This is a genomic window from Lysinibacillus sphaericus (assembly GCF_005217585.1).
In the GTDB taxonomy this organism is placed as follows: Bacteria; Bacillota; Bacilli; order Bacillales_A; family Planococcaceae; genus Lysinibacillus; species Lysinibacillus sphaericus.
The window spans coordinates 2,152,106-2,171,779 of record NZ_SZPT01000002.1 but is presented as its reverse complement, the minus strand read 5'-3'; the positions used below and the strand labels follow the sequence as shown (position 1 = coordinate 2,171,779).

Genomic DNA, 19,674 nt, shown 5'->3' with positions numbered 1-19,674 from the left:
TAATATGTTTAGTACTACACATTATAAGGAGGCGATCTTGTTGAAACAATCACCGCGTGTTCTAGGAAGACCTCGCCATGATGACAAGGCTAAACCTACAAAAGATATTGTCTTAGAAACAGCGACCATGCTGTTTATTAAGGATGGCTACAAAAACGTGTCCATGGATGATGTTGCCAAAGCCTGTAATGTTACAAAAGCCACTATCTATTACTACTACCCAACTAAAGGGGATTTATATACATCGGCCTTAGTTGAAATGATGCATAGAATTAGACATCATATTGAACGAATTTTAGAGCAACCGATTCCATTTAGAGATCGATTAGAGCAACTGATTGAAGTCCATTTATCAGCAACTGTTGATATTGATATGAAGAACTTTATGCGAGAGGCGACCATCAATCTATCACAAACGCAATTGAAAGAAGTACATGCTTCTGAAAATGAGATGTATAAAACGATTGAGCGAGCGATGCAAAGTGAGATGGAAAAAGGGACAATTCGCAAAGGGAATGCAGAATTTTTTGCCCATACGTTTATGGCGCTAATGTCAGTGGGCTACTTTAAAGATGGTGAAGGAAAAAGGCTTTTTGACACAGTATCTTTGGCGTCAAAAGAAATTATTGCTTTCTTTTGGTTATCCATCGAAAAGTGAGAAAAATTGTAGCTAATAACATAATTTATGGCGTTTGAGTTGTTTTATCGCATGGTTAACATTGATTTTTCTTCCAAAAAGAACAGAAAAAGAGTACAGACTGCTAAAAATAGTTTACCATTAAACTATTTTTCAAAGATTGTGCCATAGTTGATTGAAATAATGCGCAAACAGTCTTATAATGGATGATGTAATGTCACCAAGATAAGATAAGGATGGAATTGTGATGCGCTTTGTGCAAAATGGAAAATATGTAACAAATCATGAAATTCGCTTTCCAGCCCTTGTGACTGGTGAATGTAAGATATCCGCTGTAACGACTGTTAAGAAGATCGCTTAATGGTCTTTTTTACATGGAGGCAATATAAAAAATAGTATTAGTGACGGCAAAGGAGAGTTCAAAATGTCAGAAACGAATAACCAAGCACAGTCTGAACAATTAACTGTGAGTCAAGAACAATTAGATGTACTAGACCAACTATTAAAGCCTGAGGTGCAAGAATCTCTAACAACTTTAGTTGAACAATTACCAAAGCTAACTGAAATGATGACGTTATTAACTAAATCATATGAGTTTGCGCAAGCAGTTGCAACCGACGAAGTGTTAAAAAGTGATACTGTTGGTGCTGTAACAGAAATGGCTGGACCAGTAGTAGGATCGGCTAAACAACTTGCAGCTACAGCTATTGAAGCAAAAGATCGCGCTTCTGAAAGCCAAGAAGTCATCGGTTTATTTGGTCTTGTGAAAATGTTAAAAGACCCACAAGTTCAAAATGTTTTCCGTTTTGTTAATGCATTTTTACAAGTTAACGCTGAACGTAAATCAAAATAAAGTTCGAGATATATTCAATTCGTAAGGACGGAGGATTAATTAATCATGTCAAAAGAAATCGTCATCTTAGGTGCTGGTTACGCAGGTGTATTAACTGCATTAACAGCGCGTAAGTATTTATCAGCTGATGAAGCTAAAATTACAGTAGTAAACCAATTCCCAACGCACCAAATCATCACTGAACTTCACCGTTTAGCTGGTGGTACTATTGCAGAAGGTGCAGTAGCGCTACCGCTTAAAAAAATCTTTAAAGGTTTAGATATTGATTTACAAATCGCTAAAGTAACGAAATTTAATGTAGATACTAAAAAGGTTGACCTAGATACTGGTTACACTTTATCTTACGATACATTAGTTGTTTCTTTAGGTAGTCAAACTGGTTTCTTCGGTATCCCAGGATTAGAAGAAAATTCAATGGTACTAAAATCTGTTAACGATGCAAACAAAATTAACCGACACATTGAAGATCGTATTAAAGCATATGCACAATCTAAAGATGAAGCAGATGCAACAATCGTTATTGGCGGTGGCGGTTTAACAGGTGTTGAGCTTGTTGGTGAAATCGTGGACAACTTCCCAAAAATCGCAGCACAACACGGTGTAAACTTTGCAGATCTTAAAATTAAGCTAGTTGAAGCTGGTCCTAAAATCTTACCAGTACTTCCAGATGTACTAATTGAACGTGCAACGGAAAGCTTAACAAAACGCGGTGTAGAATTTATCACAGGTACTCCAGTAACGGGTGTTGATGGTAACGTTATTTCACTTAAAGACCGTGAGTCAATCGTTGCCAATACATTCATCTGGACTGGTGGTGTAGCTGCACTTCCAATCGTTGCTGAATCAGGCCTTGCTGCTGACCGTGGCAAAGCAACAATCAACGAATTCCTACAATCTACATCACACGAAGATGTATTTGTAATCGGAGATGCTTCTGTGGCATTACCAGCTGACGGCGGACGTCCACTTTATGCGCCAACTGCACAAGTTGCTTGGCAAATGGGTGAATGTGCAGGATACAATTTATTTGCACAATACAAAAACCAAGAGATGAAAACATTCTCTGCAGTTAACTCTGGTACACTTGCAAGCTTAGGACGTAAAGATGCAGTTGCGACTATTGGTGCTAGCAACACACAACTTAAAGGTCTACCTGCAACACTTATGAAAGAAGCGTCTAACATTCGCTATCTGACACACATTAAAGCATTATTCGGCTTAGCATACTAAGCATAGCGTTTCCCTTACAACTATTTACAGTTGTAAGGGTTTTTTTCTTACAATATTTATTTGCTATAGAATAGATACTATTGATTTGTTCGGTAAGAGTGCTAAAACCCTCTTACACTTCCTGCCTCCACTTGTGCTAGCACAATATTTTATATTTTTTACCAAAAATAAAACTTTTTAGGATTCTATTTTTGTAGTTCTTTTCTATCATATTTCTTTACTTATCTATATTATTTACATTAAAATATACTCATTAAAGTATTTTAGTAGGAGGTTTACATAAGATGAAAAAAATTGTTTCTACTTTATTAAGCTTTACTCTAGTAATAAGTACTTTAGCATTTGCGACCCCAACTACAAAAACTTTAGCTTCAGAATTAACTTATTATTCTGATAATTTCAAAATTATTACTGATACAGAAGAACGATCTGAATATATTGTAAAAGTAGGTGGTCAAGAAATCCATTACATTGAGACAGTAAAAATAGTTGATGAAGATACCCAAGAAATTGACACCAAAGTATTTAATAAGGAAACAAATGAGCTTTTGCAACATTTCGTCACTGTAGTAGAGGATGATAAAATAATTGAACAAGATGTAATTGATTTCAAAGACTTATCACAACAAGAAGATTCAATAATGTTCAACCATACTAACTTCGCAGCAACGAATTTCACGAATTCCCGATTTGCTTCTAGCGCTTATATAACTTCTAATAGATCGTTGGTATCCGTTTTAGGAATTAGTTATACAACCAATCATATAAGGAATATAGGTTATGCAGATTATGCAAATCTAAAAACACGTACAGTTAATATTACAACAGGGTCTCCAAAGGATAGAAATGCATATAATTACTATACGCGAAATGTTGACAGTTTAAGATCTACGGAAAATGGAACTCTTGTTGGGTGGTTAATAAGTGCCTTCAGCGGTGGTGGATTAGCTATAGGTACATTACTTTCTTGGAAAACAGCACAAATCATCTTAAAGAATATTGCAGGTCCTGTAGCACTTGCAGCTAATGCTTGGGCTATTGGTCAATGGTTCTATTATTATAATAACTGTGTTAATGGTTTTTATAATATTCCTAGATAAAAAAAGTCTCCATGAGACTCTTTTTTAAACGCCCCTCTATTCATTGATTATTTTGATTTTTCTGATTTGAAATAAGTACAAGACAATAAATATATAATAGTATGACTAATAAAAAAAATAAGAAAATACCTATTTCAAAATGATATGATATTGCAAATATCATGGCAAGACTAATAAGGGCAAGGATAAACAGAATATTAACGATATAGTGTTGTTTAAATCGAAAACTAAGAATGATAACTAGAAAAAATAAAATACTAGCAAGAAAGAAGATAGGATGTAATTCATAATATCCTAAATAAAACACCATATAGAAATATAAAAATACCACAACAAATATTTTTACAAATTTGCTCATCTTGTCACTCCCTTTTTTTATTTAAATTATAAGGCAAATCTAACACATAAATAAAATAGTATATACATTGGTATGCATACTTATATTCAGATGATTTATCTTGTGTTAACGTAAGTAATAGCCATCATATCAATAAGATAACATAGCATAACAATGAATTAGGCAGTAATAACAGGTTTTTTGATCCTTGTTATTACTGCCTTTATAGCAATCAATAGAAGAATGTTTAAAATTTTTGGGAAATATTATTTTAGAATAATTTGTCATTTGAATTTAATTGGTAGATGCCATATAGTTTCCAAACTTAGCTCCAATAGATTTTAATTAGCTTTTGATATGTAAAAAGTTTTGTGTAAAATTAAAGTGTCTAACTCTAATCTACGCGAGGGCTAATTCGTATTAGCCATTCAAAGTATGCCCTAACGTTTGTTTTTCAATATCGGAAATCATTAATAAAAAAAGGTGAAATTTCTGCTGAATTAACTACTTATGCGACTAGATAAAACAAAATACTAGCAAGAAAGAAGATAGGCTGTAATTCATAATACCCTAAATAAAAAACCATATAGAGATATAAAAATACCAATAAAAATATCTTTATAAATTTACTCATCTTGGCACACTTTTTTGTATAAATTATAAAGAAAATTAAACACATATATTATTATTTTGCTCTCGAAATGTTTAAAATCTACGCTTAAGTTTAGAAGATAAAATTTTAGGGGTCTTTGTGTAAATATAAGTTTAGTATGCAAAAACGTTATTCGGCTTGGTGTACTAATTTTAATAGTGGATGTTAATATGAAAACTAACATTTAACGGGGTGTTTTAGTTTTGTGCAGTTATTTTCTAGTGTTTATTTCACTAATAGAAAGTACCGTAATTATTGTGAACTATTTAATTGTAGCGTATGCTAAAAGTATCCAACAATTCGTGTAGGGAGTGAGGAATATATGGGCCGCGATCGTAAGTTTAGTACGCTCGATTTATTCTTGGAATCGAAAAAATTGGTATTAGCTGTTGGCTATGAAGGATTTACGATTGCTCGACTAGCTGAATCATTAGAAGTTTCAAGAGCTGCCATTTATAAATACTATACAAATAAAGATGAACTACTGATGGATTTTATGTTACATGAGATGGATAAAAGTGTAAAAGATTTATTATCAATTCCTGCGGAGTTATCTTATCTTGACCAATTAGACGAGTTATTGCATAGTATTTTTCGTTCAAAGGATTTACATTTACTATTAGGTATTGCTGAAATTATTTCAACAACCAATAAACCTCACATGCAAGAAAAAAAAGAAAAGCTATCAGCGATGCATTTTAATATGTATGGACCTTTAATGCGTATCGTCCAACAAGGAAAAAAAGAAGGGTTTGTGGATGCTGATATTCCTAATGATCTTGTCCTTGGATTTATTTTTCAGAGTATTAATATTCCAAATCATAGTCAAATGGATGAAGTACAGTTTTTTAACTTTACGAAACTATTAATTTTAAACGGTGTGAGAGGTAAAAATAAGTGACACATGTGTAACTAATGAGTATAATACTAGTTGCGTATGTGTACTTTTTTATTTAAAAGTGACACATGTGTAACTTATAAAAATAATAGGAGGAAACGATCGATGTTTTTAGCTTTAAAAGAAATTAAACATGCAAAGTTACGCTACTCAATGATTACAATGATTATTGTATTAATAGCATGGTTAACGTTTATTTTGTCAGGGCTTGGAAATGGACTTTCGACATTAAGTGCAGCTTCTATCAAAAATCTAGATGCGCATTATGTAGTATACGAGGAGGGTTCAGGTTCAAAATTTAGTAAATCGTTAATTTCCGCATCTTTAAAAGAAAAGATTGATGCACAAAGTGAAGTAGAAGATAGTGCACTATTTGGCTCTGCAATGGCGGCTGTTTCTAAGAAGGGTATCGATGAAAAAACAGATATTGCACTTCTAGGGATTGAACCTGGGTCGTTTATCGAACCCAAAGTAATAGAAGGTAAGAAGTTAGATAAAAACATTCAAAATGGCGTTTTAGCCAATAAAACGTTACAAGACAAAGGCTATGGAATTGGTGACCAAATCAAAGTGGACAGTTCCACAATTGTATTAAAAATTGTCGGCTTTGTTGAAAACGAAACATATAACCATTTACCAGTACTATTCAGCACAGTAGAACAATGGAGAGCCTATCAATTTGCTGCACCAGGTGCCAATAACGGCATTGAAGATGTAGTAAATGCGATAGCGATACAGGCACCTAACTTAGATGCAGAGAATTTTAGTGAAAAAATCGGGGGCATCGAAACCGCAACGAAAAGTCAGGCAATTAATGGAATGCCAGGATATATGGAAGAAAACGGGACGATTGTCATGATGTTAGTGTTTCTCGTTGCTATTTCTGCGTTTGTCATCGCGGTCTTCTTTTATGTTTTAACGATTCAAAAGACACAACAATTTGGTGTAATGAAAGCCATTGGTGCAAAAAATAGTTTTATCACAAAGGCAATTGTTTCCCAAGTGTTTGTCATTTCTTTAGTAGGTATTTTAGTAGGCGTAGTGCTTACATATTTAACAGCACTAGTTTTCCCGGAAGACATGCCTTTTAATTTAGACCCTACCCTTGTTGTACTTTACGGTTTCGCACTTTTATTAATCAGTGTGTTAAGTTCGTTTGTATGTGTTCGCCAAGTATCTAAAGTAGATCCATTAACAGCATTAGGGAGAGTGGAGTAGATGAAACGTTTAGAAGTGAGAAATATGACAAAAACCTATGACGAAGGCAGTTCAACAATTACAGCTCTTAACAATGTGTCAATGGAAGTAGATGCAGGTGAAATAGTAGCCATTATTGGTCCATCGGGTTCAGGCAAAAGTACATTATTATCGGCAGTTGGAGCCTTGTTACAGCCCTCTTCAGGTAGTGTCATCGTCAATGGTAAAAAAATTGAGACGCTAAAGGAGAAAGAACTTGCTAAATTCCGTCTAAATGAAATAGGGTTTATTTTACAAACATCTAACCTAATTCCTTATTTAAATGTACTAGATCAACTACTGCTAGTAAAAAAAATGGCAGGTAAAGTATCAAGTACTGATCAGCAGTTTGCAAAGCAACTGTTGGCAGATTTAGGACTAGAAAAAATGCTTAAAAAATTCCCAAATGAGCTATCTGGGGGAGAGCGTCAGCGTGTAGCAATAGCCCGAGCTTTTATGAATGATTCAAGTGTGATTTTAGCAGATGAACCAACAGCTAGTTTAGATTCTAAGCGTGCTTTCGAAGTTGTGCAGCTAATTTCTAATGAGGTTAAAAAGCGTAAAAAGGCGGCTATCATGGTAACGCATGATGAGCGTATGTTAACTTACTGTGACCGAGTGTACCGCATGGAAGACGGTGTTTTAACACTGCAGTCTTAATATGCTTTAACAGCATTTATTCACGACCTCTTAGGCCTTTTACGCATCTGGCGTTCTTTAGAAAGAACTACCGTTTTGAAGAAAAATGTTGAGCTCGTTTAGTATAGTGTGACAGGTATTAATCGACTCTAATGTATTGTTTGCTATTTCAAGTGAATGGTTTGCATCTTCTACAATAGTAAGCTGATGAGAAGTTAGTCGATTTAGTCTTTCCGCTGTGAAGTGAGGGTCAGCTGTTCCTATAGCTAAAAAGGAATGTCGATGGATTAAATTTTGCATAGTATGTTCCAAGGCTAGCAGTGGTGTAAATAGTATATAACGAGAAGGTAAAACGGTCTTCTGTTGCATATAAAAATCAATAATTGGCATGGTTCCTAGCGATTTTCCAATGTAAACAACTTCTTTGTAAGCTTTTGTTTGTAAATAATAGGTCACAATAGAATCCACAGTGTTAAAGACTTTTTCAGAAATAACGTTTGGCGGCTTGTTGAACAACTGTTGCTCAAATGTATAACATACTTGGACAATATCATAACCGAAGTCAAGCATCAAAGAAGTAGCGTAATGTAGTAAGGGTTTGTCATAGTTGTAGCCTGTACCACAGAACATAAAACAAATTTTGTCACTATTCATATTAAAAAAATTGTAAGCAGAACCGTTATAAATATCTTTTCTAGCCTTCATCATCATTCCTCCTATTGGTTTGAAAAATGGTAACTCTTTTATGTAAAGTAAGTTATAATTTTACTATAACAGGAAGGGGGATAATGATGAAGGCTGTTACAATAAATGCTTTTGGACCACCCTCCGTATTAACTTTTGTGGATTGTCCAAAACCAGCGATTTCCAAAGGGGAAGTGCTAATACGGGCGTCCTATACAAGTGTTAATTTTGCGGATATCAAAAATAGAACGGGCAATAAAGCGAAAGCGAATTTTCCAATGATCCTTGGATTAGATGTTGCGGGTGTTATAGAAGAGGTTTTTGATGATAGCAGTGGTTTTCAAAAGGGAGACCAAGTGATTGCTTTCCCAAAAAATGGTGCATATGCGCAATATGTCGTCGCAAATGAACAGCTAGTGTTTCGCATTCCAAATGACGTACCTCTTAAAAAGGTAGCTGCTATACCGACTGTTTTATTTTTATCTTATATGTTAACACATCAAATTACACAACTAGGTACAGACGATAGTATTTTAATTCATGCTGCATCAGGTGGAGTCGGAACGATGCTTATTCAAATGACAAAAAGGCGTGGAGTGAAGAAAATAATAGGTACTGTTAGCACTAAAGAAAAAGCTGCCATTGCCTATGAGCTAGGTGCACATCATGTTCTGACATATGAAAACTTTAGTGCCAAAGTGAATGAATATACGGATGGTCTTGGTGTCGATGTTGTCTTTGATTCGATTGCAGGAGCCATTACCGAAGAAAGTTTCCGTTGCTTAGCTCCATATGGTACTCTTGTGCAATTTGGTAACAGTAGCGGTCAGGTGGGTCAAATAAAAACAGCTGACTTACATAGTAGTTGCCGCAATATAAAAGGCTTTAGCTTAGGAACGACGCGTGCTTTAAAGCCGGAATTATTGCAACAAGTAGCTCCAGAAATATTTTCATTATTACAGAATGAAAGTTTTCAAGTGCCTATAGCAGCAGAGTTTGCTTTAGAGGATATGGAAAAGGCACATACCTTTATGGAGAGCCGTCAACATCAAGGAAAAATCCTAATTAAAATTGTGTAAGAATTGTTTGGGTGACTGGCACCGCAAGAGCCTTTCCCTGGCTCTTGCTAAATTGTGTGAGAATTGTTTGAGTGACTGGCACTAATTTAGTTTTTCGTATATTCTTCTTTTTCGATATAGCATGATGCCTGTCTCCGCAACATCCTGCATCATGCCTTTATTAGCGTATGCTCCGAAAATCATGCCTGCAATCGGTACCATTTGGAAGAGCTTTTTCCAGCCCATTTGATCGCGGTACGTGAAAAATACTTCCTGCCAACCTTGTAGCTGTGAAATCATCGTTTCTGATGCGTTTTTGTTGTCGTGTATGGAGGACAGCTCTTCTAAAATAGCTTCTTTACCCACAATATCCGCTGACGTAAATTGTAGACATTTCACAATGAAAATACGTTCCATTTTATCATTCGGATTGTAGCCATGGATAATGGCTATTTCTTGCAATGTTTTTAAAGCCATTCCTAATATAAAAGGAATATCAATCGCCAATGTGAAAATACCACCAAAACCAGTCGAAGCACCTTGTACTGTTGCTAATTTCACGCGTTCTTTTTGAAGCTTGTCACTAAGAGCAATCATCTCCTCTAAAGGAATATTCCCGATATCAGAGATTGCAAATATATTAGGATTCGAAGGCTGATTACGGATTTTTTGAATCATCATTTGTTCATTAATTAAATATTTTCCACCAGATTGAATATAACTTCCTAGCTCATCGACAAGTAAAGCTAGTTTTTGTTGAATAAAGGCAGGGGTCATCTTATCTAAAATTTTAAATGGAATGCGCCCTAATCTCTCCCAAAACCATAGTCCTTTTTGGTCTTTCTCCCACGCTTCAATTTCTTGTAAATAGTTTATTAATTGCTCTCGATTCTCCATTTATCTACTCCCCTTGTGAATGCATTTAGTTAGAATACGTTATTTAGTTTAAAAAGTTTCAAGTACATGCATAAACATTAATGAATAATGATTAAGAGGCATGCCATACAGAAGCAAGTAAGGAAATACCTTCTTCAATTTGTTCTAGTGACAATCCTCCATAGCCAATAATTATCATCGCATGTTCAGGAGGGGATTGAAATGAAGTCGAACAAGGATAAACATTAACGCCTACTGTATGAGCAAGATGAAGAGCATCTTGTTCCGATAATCTTTTTGGTAGTTTCACAATAATATGTAGACCAGCGTGTTCGCCTATAACTTTAAATTCATTGGAGAAATGATTAGCAATAGCTGCTAGTAGCGTTTGCTGTTTTTTTCGATAAATCGTACGCATTTTAGCTAAATGTTTGTCAAATAGCCCTTGTCCAAGAAAATCAGCTAGTACAAGCTGGTCTACTTTTGACACAACGGACTTTTGTTCCTGATAAAAACTAGAAAATGATGCAATGAGTGATTGAGGCAAAATCATATAACTAATCCGGAGAGACGGCAGTAATGTTTTTGAAAATGTCCCAAAATAAATGACCCGCTGTAGTTGATCCATATTTGCTAGGGAGGGAATCGGAAGCCCTTTATAACGAAATTCTCCATCATAATCATCCTCTATAATAAATGCCTCGTTTAAGTTCGCCCATTGTAATAGTGCTACACGTCGTTCAGCCGACATAACCATCCCCAGTGGAAACTGATGAGCTGGCGTTGTGTATAACATGTGAATAGCCTTTTGGGGTACCGTTACGCCTAAGTTATCCACAGTAATCGGATAGATGGGTAAACCACATTGCTGTAGCGTAGCCCTCACACGTTTAAACCCAGGTTCCTCTAAGCCAACATGCGTTTGTGGACCAAAGTAATGACATAATGCTTGCAGTTGGCTTTGTGTACCACTATAGACAAATACTTGTGATGGATCGCAATGAATACCTCTGGAGCGTCCAACATACTTGGCAATTTCCTGTCGTAAAGCTGCTTCTCCCTGCCATGGGCTTGTTGATAAACTGTTAATAGTAAAATGCTGTTTCATTAACTTATGGAAAATGGAGAAGGGGAACGTGTCTTTATCCACATGACCATTACTAAAATCATAGGTTACTGATTGTTCGGTCATAGGCAATGAAGCGGATTTTTCTGTTTGTAATGGTTGGAGCCATTCAAACTCCAATTGCGCAATGTAGTAGCCTGAGCGTTCTTTACTATAAATATAACCTTCTGCAAGCAGTTGCTCATAGGCTTCTTTTATTGTATGAACGCTAACATGTAATGTTGTTGCAAGCATTCGTTTGGAAGGCAATTGTTCATGGGCTAGAAGCTTTTTCGAAAGAATAGCATGTTTAATGTTTTCATAAATCTGTGCATATTTAGGCTTATTTCCGATAAAGGAGATAGCTAGTTCCATTTCATTTCACAGCTCCTTGGTATGGTTGGAATTTTGAAAATTGGTTATATTCATCATATCAAAAATCCTGTTTAATAATGAAAAAAGGAGTGAAGGACAATGAAATTTAACATGGTAGAAAATAACGTTGTATTATTAAGACCTTTAGTGAGAGAGGATAGTCCAGCGCTATTGGCTGCAGGCAGTTATCCAGAGATTTGGTCGTATATGTCCACAACGATTGAGGATGAAAGTGATGTGCATAACTTTGTGGAAAATGCATTGTCTAACAAAAGCCTCATGAAGGAGTATCCATTTGTCATTGTGGATAAGTTATCAGGACAAATTATCGGCTCAACTCGTTTTATGGATATAGATAGCAAGCATCAACGGTTAGAAATAGGGACTACTTGGCTTACTCCTTCATTTTGGCGTACTGCGGTCAATACGAATTGTAAATATTTATTACTTACCTATTGTTTTGAAGTACTTGGTCTACAACGAGTTCAAATTAAAACAGATCATGACAATTTACGTTCACAAAAGGCAATCGAACGTATAGGAGCTACAAAAGAGGGGGTTCTACGCAATCATATGATTCGTAAAGATGGCTCAACGCGGCACACAGTGATGTATAGCATTACATTACAAGAATGGCCAAAAGTAAAGGCACACTTAGAAATATTGTTAGAAATGGAGTAACTTCAAAATACATTAACTCTTCCTCTTACTTATTAAAAATCAGTAAAAAAATGGATGATTAGTAGTCTAATAATCTAGTTTTTGTCAAAAAAAGTGTGGTTTTAGTTATTCAAGGGTAGATTATTTAAAATCTATTTTTGAAAAGTGGGGGACTAGTATGTTGAAGCCAAAATTAACATTGCGACAAATATATGGTGACAATGCTGTTTATACACCTCGTACACCATATAGCGATAATCCATGGATGATGGATGATTGTCATAAACTAGATGCATTAACCTCAAGGGAAGTAGCCATTGCAGATATTCCTGTTTTAGTGCACCGTGCAACACAAACAGCAAAAGCTAAAAAGCTACACGATGTAGCTGGTTTAGCTTGGATAGAGCAACCGTATACGTATGAAACGCAAGAAGAATATTTAGCACAATTGGATGTATGGTGTGCGGAAGGAAAAACGATTGTTTGTCAGTATTTACATGATGCAGAAGATATGAATCGAAATTGTTATTGGATGGATGCAGCGAAATTTAATGAGCTTAATACGAAAGCTTACATTGATCATTTAATTGACAGTAAATACGTGCCAAGCCGATTAAACATTGAGCTGTATAAATTATCGGATGCAATGAAAAATTGGAAGCCACCTGTTGTACTTAAGCCTGGAGATGATTCGCCCACTTCTGGTGGATACGGTGTTATTATTTGCCAGAATCAGGATGAGCTCACAGAAGGTTTACGTCAATTCCGAATGAATGGGACAGAAAGTATTATTATTGAAGAGTTATTGCAAGCAAAGGATAATTATAGTTGCCAGTTCGTCTATTCAGAAGCGCTTGGTATACAATATTTGGGTGCTTCTAAACAAATGACAGATGACAATGGCATTTATGAAGGAAATGTTATTGTAGAGAAAGTACCAGAAAAAGTGATTGAAGTAGGACGCCATATAATGGAGCGTGGAGTAGCAGAAGGCTTTGTGGGTGTTGCGGGATTTGATTTAATCGTAACAGAAGCAGGAGATGTGCAAGCGATTGATTTAAACTTCCGTCAAAACGGCTCGACATCTATGCTTATGTTTCATGAAGCGTTAGGCAAACCGGTTAATAAATTTGCTTCCTACGCATCAAAAGGTGTAGAGGAGAATGCATCATTTTTTCAAACGATCGAGCAATGTATTAAACAAGGTGTTCTAGTGCCACTATCCTTTTATGATGGGGATTATTTTGAAAATAAAGTAGCATCGCGATTTATTGGTATTTGGTATGCAGATACATTACAAGAAATCGAACAACTTGAACAACAATTACTTTAAGTAAGTGAAATTGTTTGGGTGCCTGGCACTTAAATTGTTTGAGTGCCTGACACCTAATTTAATTTTTTATAAATAAATCCTGTGATTCCCCATGTTAACAACGACCAAACGGTAATCGTAACGATTGGAATAATACAATCCATCATTGTGTAGGGACCTTCTAAAGCTTCTGCTAATAGCACTAGCTGTGAGCTTGGTAGCCATTTCGCCAATTCTAAAATTGGGTAGGCAGAAGCCAGTGATAGGGCAAACGGTCCGAAGGAGAAAATAAACATCACGGGCATCACGATGATGGATGCTTCCATAATCGTTTTGGCAAATAATCCACATAATGTTCCTAAAGCAATATAGAATACGGTAGAGAGCAATAGGGCAATTGCTAGGATTAAAAGATTGGCAGGCTCATAACCAACAAGGAAAATGGCCAAACTAACTACAACAACGGTAACTATAAAGACGAACAAGCTTTTTCCTATTAAAATATCTGCCAGTGAGGCAGGAGATAGCATTAAATTTCGAAGCGTATTTTTTTCTTTTTCTTCAGCTATTAAACAACATTGTACATAGGCAGTTACAACTGCGAATACTAAGTTGATTGGTAAAAAGTATGCATCAATACTGCTCGTGCCAATCTTGTTGTAAGCAAACGCTAATATAAGGGGTAAAAAAACCATAACAGATACTGCATAATTTCGTGAGAATTCCTTGTAGTCTTTCATAAAAATTGCTTGAATACGTGTAAATGACATGTTCATATTAAATCACTCCCTGTTATTTGCATAAAAATATCTCCTAAAGTTGGCTCGTTTGTGTATAGACGTGCAACTGCATTCGATTGCATCCAATCATATAGTTTTTGTGCATCCTGTTCGCCATTTTGAATCGTTTCGTAGTGACCATTTGTTAATTCGACCGTAATGGTTTCATCTCCAAATTCTTTTTTTAATTGCTTTGGTGAACCAATCGCACGTATTTTACCTTGATGTAAAAAGGCAACTCGATCACAAAGTATTTCTGCTTCACTCATATCATGTGTTGTTAAAAAGATTGTTGTCCCGAGCTCATTTAGCTTGCGTAAACCATTGTAAATATGTTGCGTATTAACAGGGTCAAGTGCTGAAGTTGGCTCATCTAAAAATAATAATTCAGGCTTGTGCATAATAGCACGAGCTAATGTCACACGCTGTATCATCCCTTTAGAAAGTTGACTTATTTTCTTTTTACGTTCTGCATAAAGGTTCACAAAATCTAATGCATCTTTTACTGCTGAAGTTGGCAATTGATATAAACTACTATAGAGTAATAAATTCTCCTCGATTGAAAGTCTCGTATACAGTCCACTATTATCAGTTAAAATGCCAAAGCGTTGACGATTTTGACTGCTCTTCATTTCACTAACAGGGCGATTAAATAATGAAACATCACCTGCAGTTTTTTCTGTTTGTGCAGTTAAAATTTTAATAGTCGTCGTTTTGCCCGAGCCACTTGGGCCAAGAAAACCGAATATTTCACCCTTTTTAATCGTGAAAGAAACATCCTGTAAGGCAGTTTCCCTATTAAACACCTTATTTAAATGTTGTACATCAATAACTGTCTCCATGTGTAAACCTCCTGTGGTTGTTGTTAACCTAACTTTACAGTGTGATGGAGAAGTAGACATTAAATTACAGGTGAAAGGCGGAAAAATGACCTTCAAGGGAGAAATATTAAGCTGACAGGAGTCGTTTATTTCCTGGGAAATCTACTATATTCCGAGTATTTCTTTTAAATCAGCAAGTTTATTTTTCGACAAAGGGACAACCGTTTTTTCATTGCTATTTAACGCAAGACTGTAGCTATTGCGGGTCCAAGTAATGATTTCACGCACCTTTTGGAGGTTAACGATATAAGAACGATGACTTCTAAAAAAGCCGAATGGTGTCAATTTCTGTTCTAAGTCATTAAGAGATAGTGTGCAAGGATAGGCTTCATTTGCAACATATACGCTTACAACGCCTTCCACACTTTCAATATAATCTAATTCTGGTGGGTTAAATAAAATGATTTTGTCATTTTTCTTTGTTGGGATTTTATCAAAGCGGATAGGTGCATTGTCGATTGGTGTGGAAACTGTTTCAATTTCATCCTCTTTTACATCCAGTGCATGTAAACCTAATGCATCTAATCTATATATTTCGTCACTCGAAATAATCAAGTCTTCCAAATTATTTGAAAGTAAAATAATGGTTTTTTCTTTTTTTTGTAGAGCGGCAAGTAATTGTTGTACGCTATGCTTTGAAAATTCATCTAGATTTTGAAATGGTTCCTCGATTACTTGAATTTGTGCTGAATTAAGATATGTATGAAGCAGTTTTAAACGTTGCTTTTCACCGTTTTGAAGTTTATTGATTTTTTTGTTTTTGTGTTCGGTAAGTGTTAAAAGCTTTAAAATTTCGTCTTTATTGTGCAAGGGAATTGTATAAAGCTTCAAACAAAATTGAATATACTCCATCACTGTCAGGCGCTCATATAAAGCACTTTCTCGCAAACAAGTATAACAATTAGGTTGTTTTAAAAACCATTCCATTAAGGGCTTGATTTTAGCAACGTCAGTATAAATGCCAATAATACAGTCTGGTTGCAGTGGAAATTGAAAGCTTGGATAAATAATATTTCCTGATTCAATATAAGGTTCGATTTCAATATATTTATTTTGGTTCATGCTAAGCACTCCTTATAGCTGTTCCTTATGTAAAAAATAATGAATGACAGATTGCGCCTGTAAATAACTATTGTTGCAATAGTTTGAATTGTTGTAGTCCATAAAGCCATGCTTCCCACTTAATTGAGCAGTTTGTACAAACGGCAATCGCTCTATTGCCTTTTTCAATTCATTCACATCAAAGCTTTTTTCATGACTAGGTAAAATGACCAATGTTGGACATGTAGGATGGACGTCTAAGTATTGACGTATTCTTGAGCCGTAAATACAAATAATACGATGAATTGGTAAGTTAGAGAGTCTCCATGCCAATGTTGCACCGACGCTAAATCCGATTAAAACCACTTCATCATATTGTACTTTTGCTTCCAATAGAAGAAGTGTTAGTCGTTCAAGTGGGCGATCAAAGCCGATTTCTTGCGTGAAATATTGATAAGCTTCCTTTTCCTGACTATATGAAAATACTTTGCCGTTGGAATACAGAGAAATACATTCTACGTTTGTATTTGAATCACTATATGTTTGTCCTTGATCTTTTATAAAATCATTTACACCGTAAATTTCATGTAGAATAAAGATTTTTTTTCTTTTCATAGTAACCTCTTTTTCCAATAGTGTAACAAAAAGTATTTAAAGCGTACATTTAATAAAAAACATTGAATTTATAAGCGCGTTACCTTAGCGAATAATATCGATTACCGCAAAAAAAGTGTTAGATTGATTGCGGTCAATCTAACACTCTTGCTCTTTTAACAAACAGTCTAAATATTTTACGTAAGAAGGGCTACTTGATCGTAGGCGTTTAAGGCATTGACACCATGGGCTAAAGCAGAACCCGCCTTTAATGCAGTAGCAACCATAATAGACTCAGCAATTTCCTCTTTGGAAACGCCTAATTTTTTTGCTGCTTGGACATGTAGAGAAATGCAATAAGGGCAACCTGTAGTATGGGCAACAGCAATAGCAATGAGTTCTTTTTCATATCCTGTTAATAGCCCGTCCTTCATTGTTTTTGTATCAAAGTCAATAAAAGCGTTAAAGGCGCTAGAATGTAGAGTAGAAAATTCTTTAATTCGTAAAAAATACTGTTCTTTATATAGTTCCTCATCCGTATTGCCATCATAGGCGTTTAAGGCATTGACCCCGTGGGCTAGAGCAGAACCCGCCTTGAGTGCGGTAGCAATCATAATAGCTTCACTAGCCTCTTCTTTTGAAGCATTTTTTTGTTTAGCCTGTGTAATATGCAATTCAATGCAATAGGGACAACCTGTCGTATGAGCCACAGCAATGGCGATTAACTCTTTTAATTTAGCTGATAATTTCCCTTCCTTTAAAGCGAGTGTATCGAATTTAACAAAGGCATGAAACGATTCAGGTGAAAGGTTAGCGAATTCACCTAAACGATTAAAATAATTTTTTTGATAAAGACTATTAGTTGACATGGAACCCTCTCCTCAACATTTGTATTTTTGTTATTCTAGCAAAAATTTCCGTCTTCCAAAGCAATTACTAAAATCTAGTGAAAAGTTGTGTGCTTATTTCTACTAAAGAATATTAATTAATCCTATAAATGTAAATTTATTTCGAAAAATTTGAAAATAGAACTAAAAATCAAAGGAAATATGTATTTTTTACGAAGACTAGAAAATAGGGTTGGTTTTATTCGATTAAAAGATTGTCTTACTTACTGAGATATTCCTATAAATAATGGTCATAGCTTTTTCTTTTTTGGACAACCTAATTTAGAAATAATAGCATGAGGTGATGATCATGATAGTGGAGAGGTCGTCCGATTGGCAAGAAGGCTTTTTAAATAGGCTAAATAATGCTGAAAAATGGCATAGTTGGACTTTGTACAAAATGAACTATGAAATTGTGAAAATGAATTTAATTCCGGAATTTACTGGTTTACAAGCACCTAAATTTTTGCCCAAACTAACACCACTTGCCCATCAATTAGAAGCAGCGCAAACCGTTATTGAACGTATGAATGGGAAAGCGATATTAGCAGACGAGGTGGGACTTGGTAAAACGATTGAAGCAGGTCTTATTTTAAAGGAATATTTGATACGAGGGCTTGTAAAAAAGGCTTTAATTTTAGCACCAGCATCTCTGATTAACCAATGGATAGAAGAATTGAATCAAAAATTCCACATTCCCGCAATGGCGTATAAAAAAAATTGCCCAATTGAGCGTTACGATATTGTTATTATGAGCATGGATACCGCCAAAAAAAGCCCACATAAAGAACTTATTTATGCGCAAGATTATGACATGATTATTATTGACGAGGCGCATAAATTAAAAAATCATAAAACACAAATATACGATTTCGTACAAGGATTAAAGAAGAAGTTTTGCTTATTACTAACGGCAACTCCTATTCAAAATGATGTTTTTGAACTTTATTATCTTATTTCGCTACTAAAACCAGGTCATCTTGGTAATTATGAAACGTTCCAGTCTGCATTTTCTGCAAGCAAGCACGATTTACAGCATGATGACTATTTAAAAGAATTAGTCAATCAAGTGATGGTAAGAAATCGAAGGGAGGATACAGGCATTGAGTGGACTAATAGACGTGTTCAAATTGTGCCAATTCACTTTAGCCCTGAAGAAATGGAAGTGTATCACCTGCTTGGTACGCTAACATCTACAGCCTCCTTTTCATTAATTACGTTGCAAAAGGAAATGTGCAGCAGTAAAGAGGCGACTGCACTTACATTATCTAAAATGCTTGAAAACAGTGCTGAACGTGAAGCGTTAGAAGAAATTCTAGCAAAAGTTATGGCGTTAGAAGTCAACTCGAAGGCCCAAAAAACGCTTGAGATTATTGAACAAGCGAAAGATAAAGTCATTATTTTTACAGAGTATCGTGCAACGCAAATTTACTTGCAGTGGTATTTACACTCACACGGTATTACGAGTGTTTTATTTAATGGTAAGTTCAATAAAAACAAGCGGGATTACATGAAACACGTATTTAAGGAAAAAGCGCAAGTGCTGATTGCAACTGAGGCAGGGGGAGAGGGGATTAACCTTCAATTTTGCCATCACGTAATTAATTACGATTTGCCTTGGAATCCAATGAAGCTGGAACAACGCATAGGTCGTGTGCATCGTCTAGGTCAAGAACATGACGTTCATATTTATAATCTTGCAGTAGAAGATACGATTGAAATAGATATTTTAGCATTGCTGCATACAAAAATTGATGTGTTTGAAAAGGTAGTTGGCGACCTAGATGCCATTTTAACGAATTTCAAAAAAACCGTCTAAATTTGCTTTGGTAGAAGTGCA

At 35.4% G+C, this 19,674-nt stretch carries 19 protein-coding genes; 11 read left to right on the top strand and 8 right to left on the bottom strand.

Annotated elements, in window-relative coordinates; translation table 11 throughout:
• The first annotated feature begins 40 nt into the window (after positions 1–40).
• From FC748_RS15725 to FC748_RS15695, 7 genes are all read left to right on the top strand, one after another.
• Positions 41–658 (top strand): TetR/AcrR family transcriptional regulator, encoded by a 618-nt coding sequence (locus FC748_RS15725; RefSeq protein ID WP_036204619.1) that lies wholly within the window; start codon positions 41–43, stop codon positions 656–658.
• Positions 659–1,061: 403 nt separating this feature from the next.
• Positions 1,062–1,490: a helical membrane plugin domain-containing protein gene (locus tag FC748_RS15720; RefSeq protein WP_024360861.1), complete on the top strand. Its 429-nt coding sequence runs from the start codon at positions 1,062–1,064 to the stop codon at positions 1,488–1,490.
• A 45-nt stretch (positions 1,491–1,535) separates the two neighbouring features.
• Complete coding sequence (locus FC748_RS15715) at positions 1,536–2,720, top strand: NAD(P)/FAD-dependent oxidoreductase (protein WP_024360862.1); 1,185 nt, start codon at positions 1,536–1,538, stop codon at positions 2,718–2,720.
• A gap of 284 nt (positions 2,721–3,004) precedes the next feature.
• Positions 3,005–3,820: a hypothetical protein gene (locus FC748_RS15710; protein WP_108030709.1), complete on the top strand. Its 816-nt coding sequence runs from the start codon at positions 3,005–3,007 to the stop codon at positions 3,818–3,820.
• A gap of 1,311 nt (positions 3,821–5,131) precedes the next feature.
• Positions 5,132–5,710, top strand: a complete 579-nt coding sequence (locus tag FC748_RS15705) for a TetR/AcrR family transcriptional regulator (RefSeq protein ID WP_108030707.1) — start codon at positions 5,132–5,134, stop codon at positions 5,708–5,710.
• 102 nt (positions 5,711–5,812) lie between these two features.
• Complete coding sequence (locus FC748_RS15700) at positions 5,813–6,925, top strand: ABC transporter permease (RefSeq protein ID WP_108030706.1); 1,113 nt, start codon at positions 5,813–5,815, stop codon at positions 6,923–6,925.
• Positions 6,926–7,603, top strand: coding sequence for an ABC transporter ATP-binding protein (locus FC748_RS15695; protein ID WP_108030705.1), 678 nt, complete (start codon positions 6,926–6,928; stop codon positions 7,601–7,603). It abuts the gene before it with no gap.
• 57 nt (positions 7,604–7,660) lie between these two features.
• On the opposite strand, the gene FC748_RS15690 is transcribed toward FC748_RS15695, so the two are convergent.
• Positions 7,661–8,287 (bottom strand): hypothetical protein, encoded by a 627-nt coding sequence (locus FC748_RS15690; RefSeq protein ID WP_238600200.1) that lies wholly within the window; start codon positions 8,285–8,287, stop codon positions 7,661–7,663.
• An 83-nt stretch (positions 8,288–8,370) separates the two neighbouring features.
• On the opposite strand from FC748_RS15690, the gene FC748_RS15685 reads away from it, so the two are divergent.
• A complete protein-coding gene (locus tag FC748_RS15685; protein ID WP_244311202.1) occupies positions 8,371–9,345 on the top strand; it encodes a quinone oxidoreductase family protein in 975 nt (324 codons plus the stop codon).
• 81 nt (positions 9,346–9,426) lie between these two features.
• Here the strand turns inward: FC748_RS15685 and FC748_RS15680 are convergent, their stop codons facing one another.
• Positions 9,427–10,221: an EcsC family protein gene (locus FC748_RS15680; RefSeq protein WP_108030702.1), complete on the bottom strand. Its 795-nt coding sequence runs from the start codon at positions 10,219–10,221 to the stop codon at positions 9,427–9,429.
• 91 nt (positions 10,222–10,312) lie between these two features.
• Positions 10,313–11,680 carry a MocR-like pyridoxine biosynthesis transcription factor PdxR gene (gene pdxR / locus FC748_RS15675; RefSeq protein ID WP_108030701.1) on the bottom strand — a complete coding sequence of 456 codons (1,368 nt, stop codon included), beginning with the start codon at positions 11,678–11,680 and terminating at the stop codon, positions 10,313–10,315.
• 99 nt (positions 11,681–11,779) lie between these two features.
• Between pdxR and FC748_RS15670 the strand changes: the two genes are divergently transcribed.
• Together FC748_RS15670 and ldmS are read left to right on the top strand one after the other, a co-directional pair.
• On the top strand, positions 11,780–12,361 hold the full coding sequence (locus FC748_RS15670; protein WP_108030700.1) for a GNAT family N-acetyltransferase: 582 nt from the start codon (positions 11,780–11,782) through the stop codon (positions 12,359–12,361).
• Positions 12,362–12,518: 157 nt separating this feature from the next.
• A complete protein-coding gene (gene ldmS / locus FC748_RS15665) occupies positions 12,519–13,673 on the top strand; it encodes an L-aspartate--L-methionine ligase LdmS (protein WP_238600199.1) in 1,155 nt (384 codons plus the stop codon).
• A gap of 53 nt (positions 13,674–13,726) precedes the next feature.
• On the opposite strand, the gene FC748_RS15660 is transcribed toward ldmS, so the two are convergent.
• The 5 genes from FC748_RS15660 to FC748_RS15640 form a co-directional block, all read right to left on the bottom strand.
• A complete protein-coding gene (locus tag FC748_RS15660; protein WP_108030699.1) occupies positions 13,727–14,428 on the bottom strand; it encodes an ABC transporter permease in 702 nt (233 codons plus the stop codon).
• Entirely contained in the window at positions 14,425–15,273 is an 849-nt protein-coding gene (locus tag FC748_RS15655; RefSeq protein ID WP_024360872.1) for an ABC transporter ATP-binding protein, read from the bottom strand. Before FC748_RS15655 ends, FC748_RS15660 begins: the two co-directional genes overlap by 4 nt.
• A 144-nt stretch (positions 15,274–15,417) precedes the next feature.
• Positions 15,418–16,374, bottom strand: coding sequence for a LytTR family transcriptional regulator DNA-binding domain-containing protein (locus FC748_RS15650; RefSeq protein ID WP_108030698.1), 957 nt, complete (start codon positions 16,372–16,374; stop codon positions 15,418–15,420).
• Between the two features lie 12 nt (positions 16,375–16,386).
• Positions 16,387–16,968 (bottom strand): dienelactone hydrolase family protein, encoded by a 582-nt coding sequence (locus FC748_RS15645; RefSeq protein WP_108030697.1) that lies wholly within the window; start codon positions 16,966–16,968, stop codon positions 16,387–16,389.
• Between the two features lie 176 nt (positions 16,969–17,144).
• Complete coding sequence (locus FC748_RS15640; RefSeq protein ID WP_024360875.1) at positions 17,145–17,816, bottom strand: carboxymuconolactone decarboxylase family protein; 672 nt, start codon at positions 17,814–17,816, stop codon at positions 17,145–17,147.
• 322 nt (positions 17,817–18,138) lie between these two features.
• Here FC748_RS15640 and FC748_RS15635 point away from each other — a divergent pair, with 322 nt between their 5' ends.
• Positions 18,139–19,653: a DEAD/DEAH box helicase gene (locus FC748_RS15635; protein WP_029747050.1), complete on the top strand. Its 1,515-nt coding sequence runs from the start codon at positions 18,139–18,141 to the stop codon at positions 19,651–19,653.
• Positions 19,654–19,674: the final 21 nt, after the last annotated feature.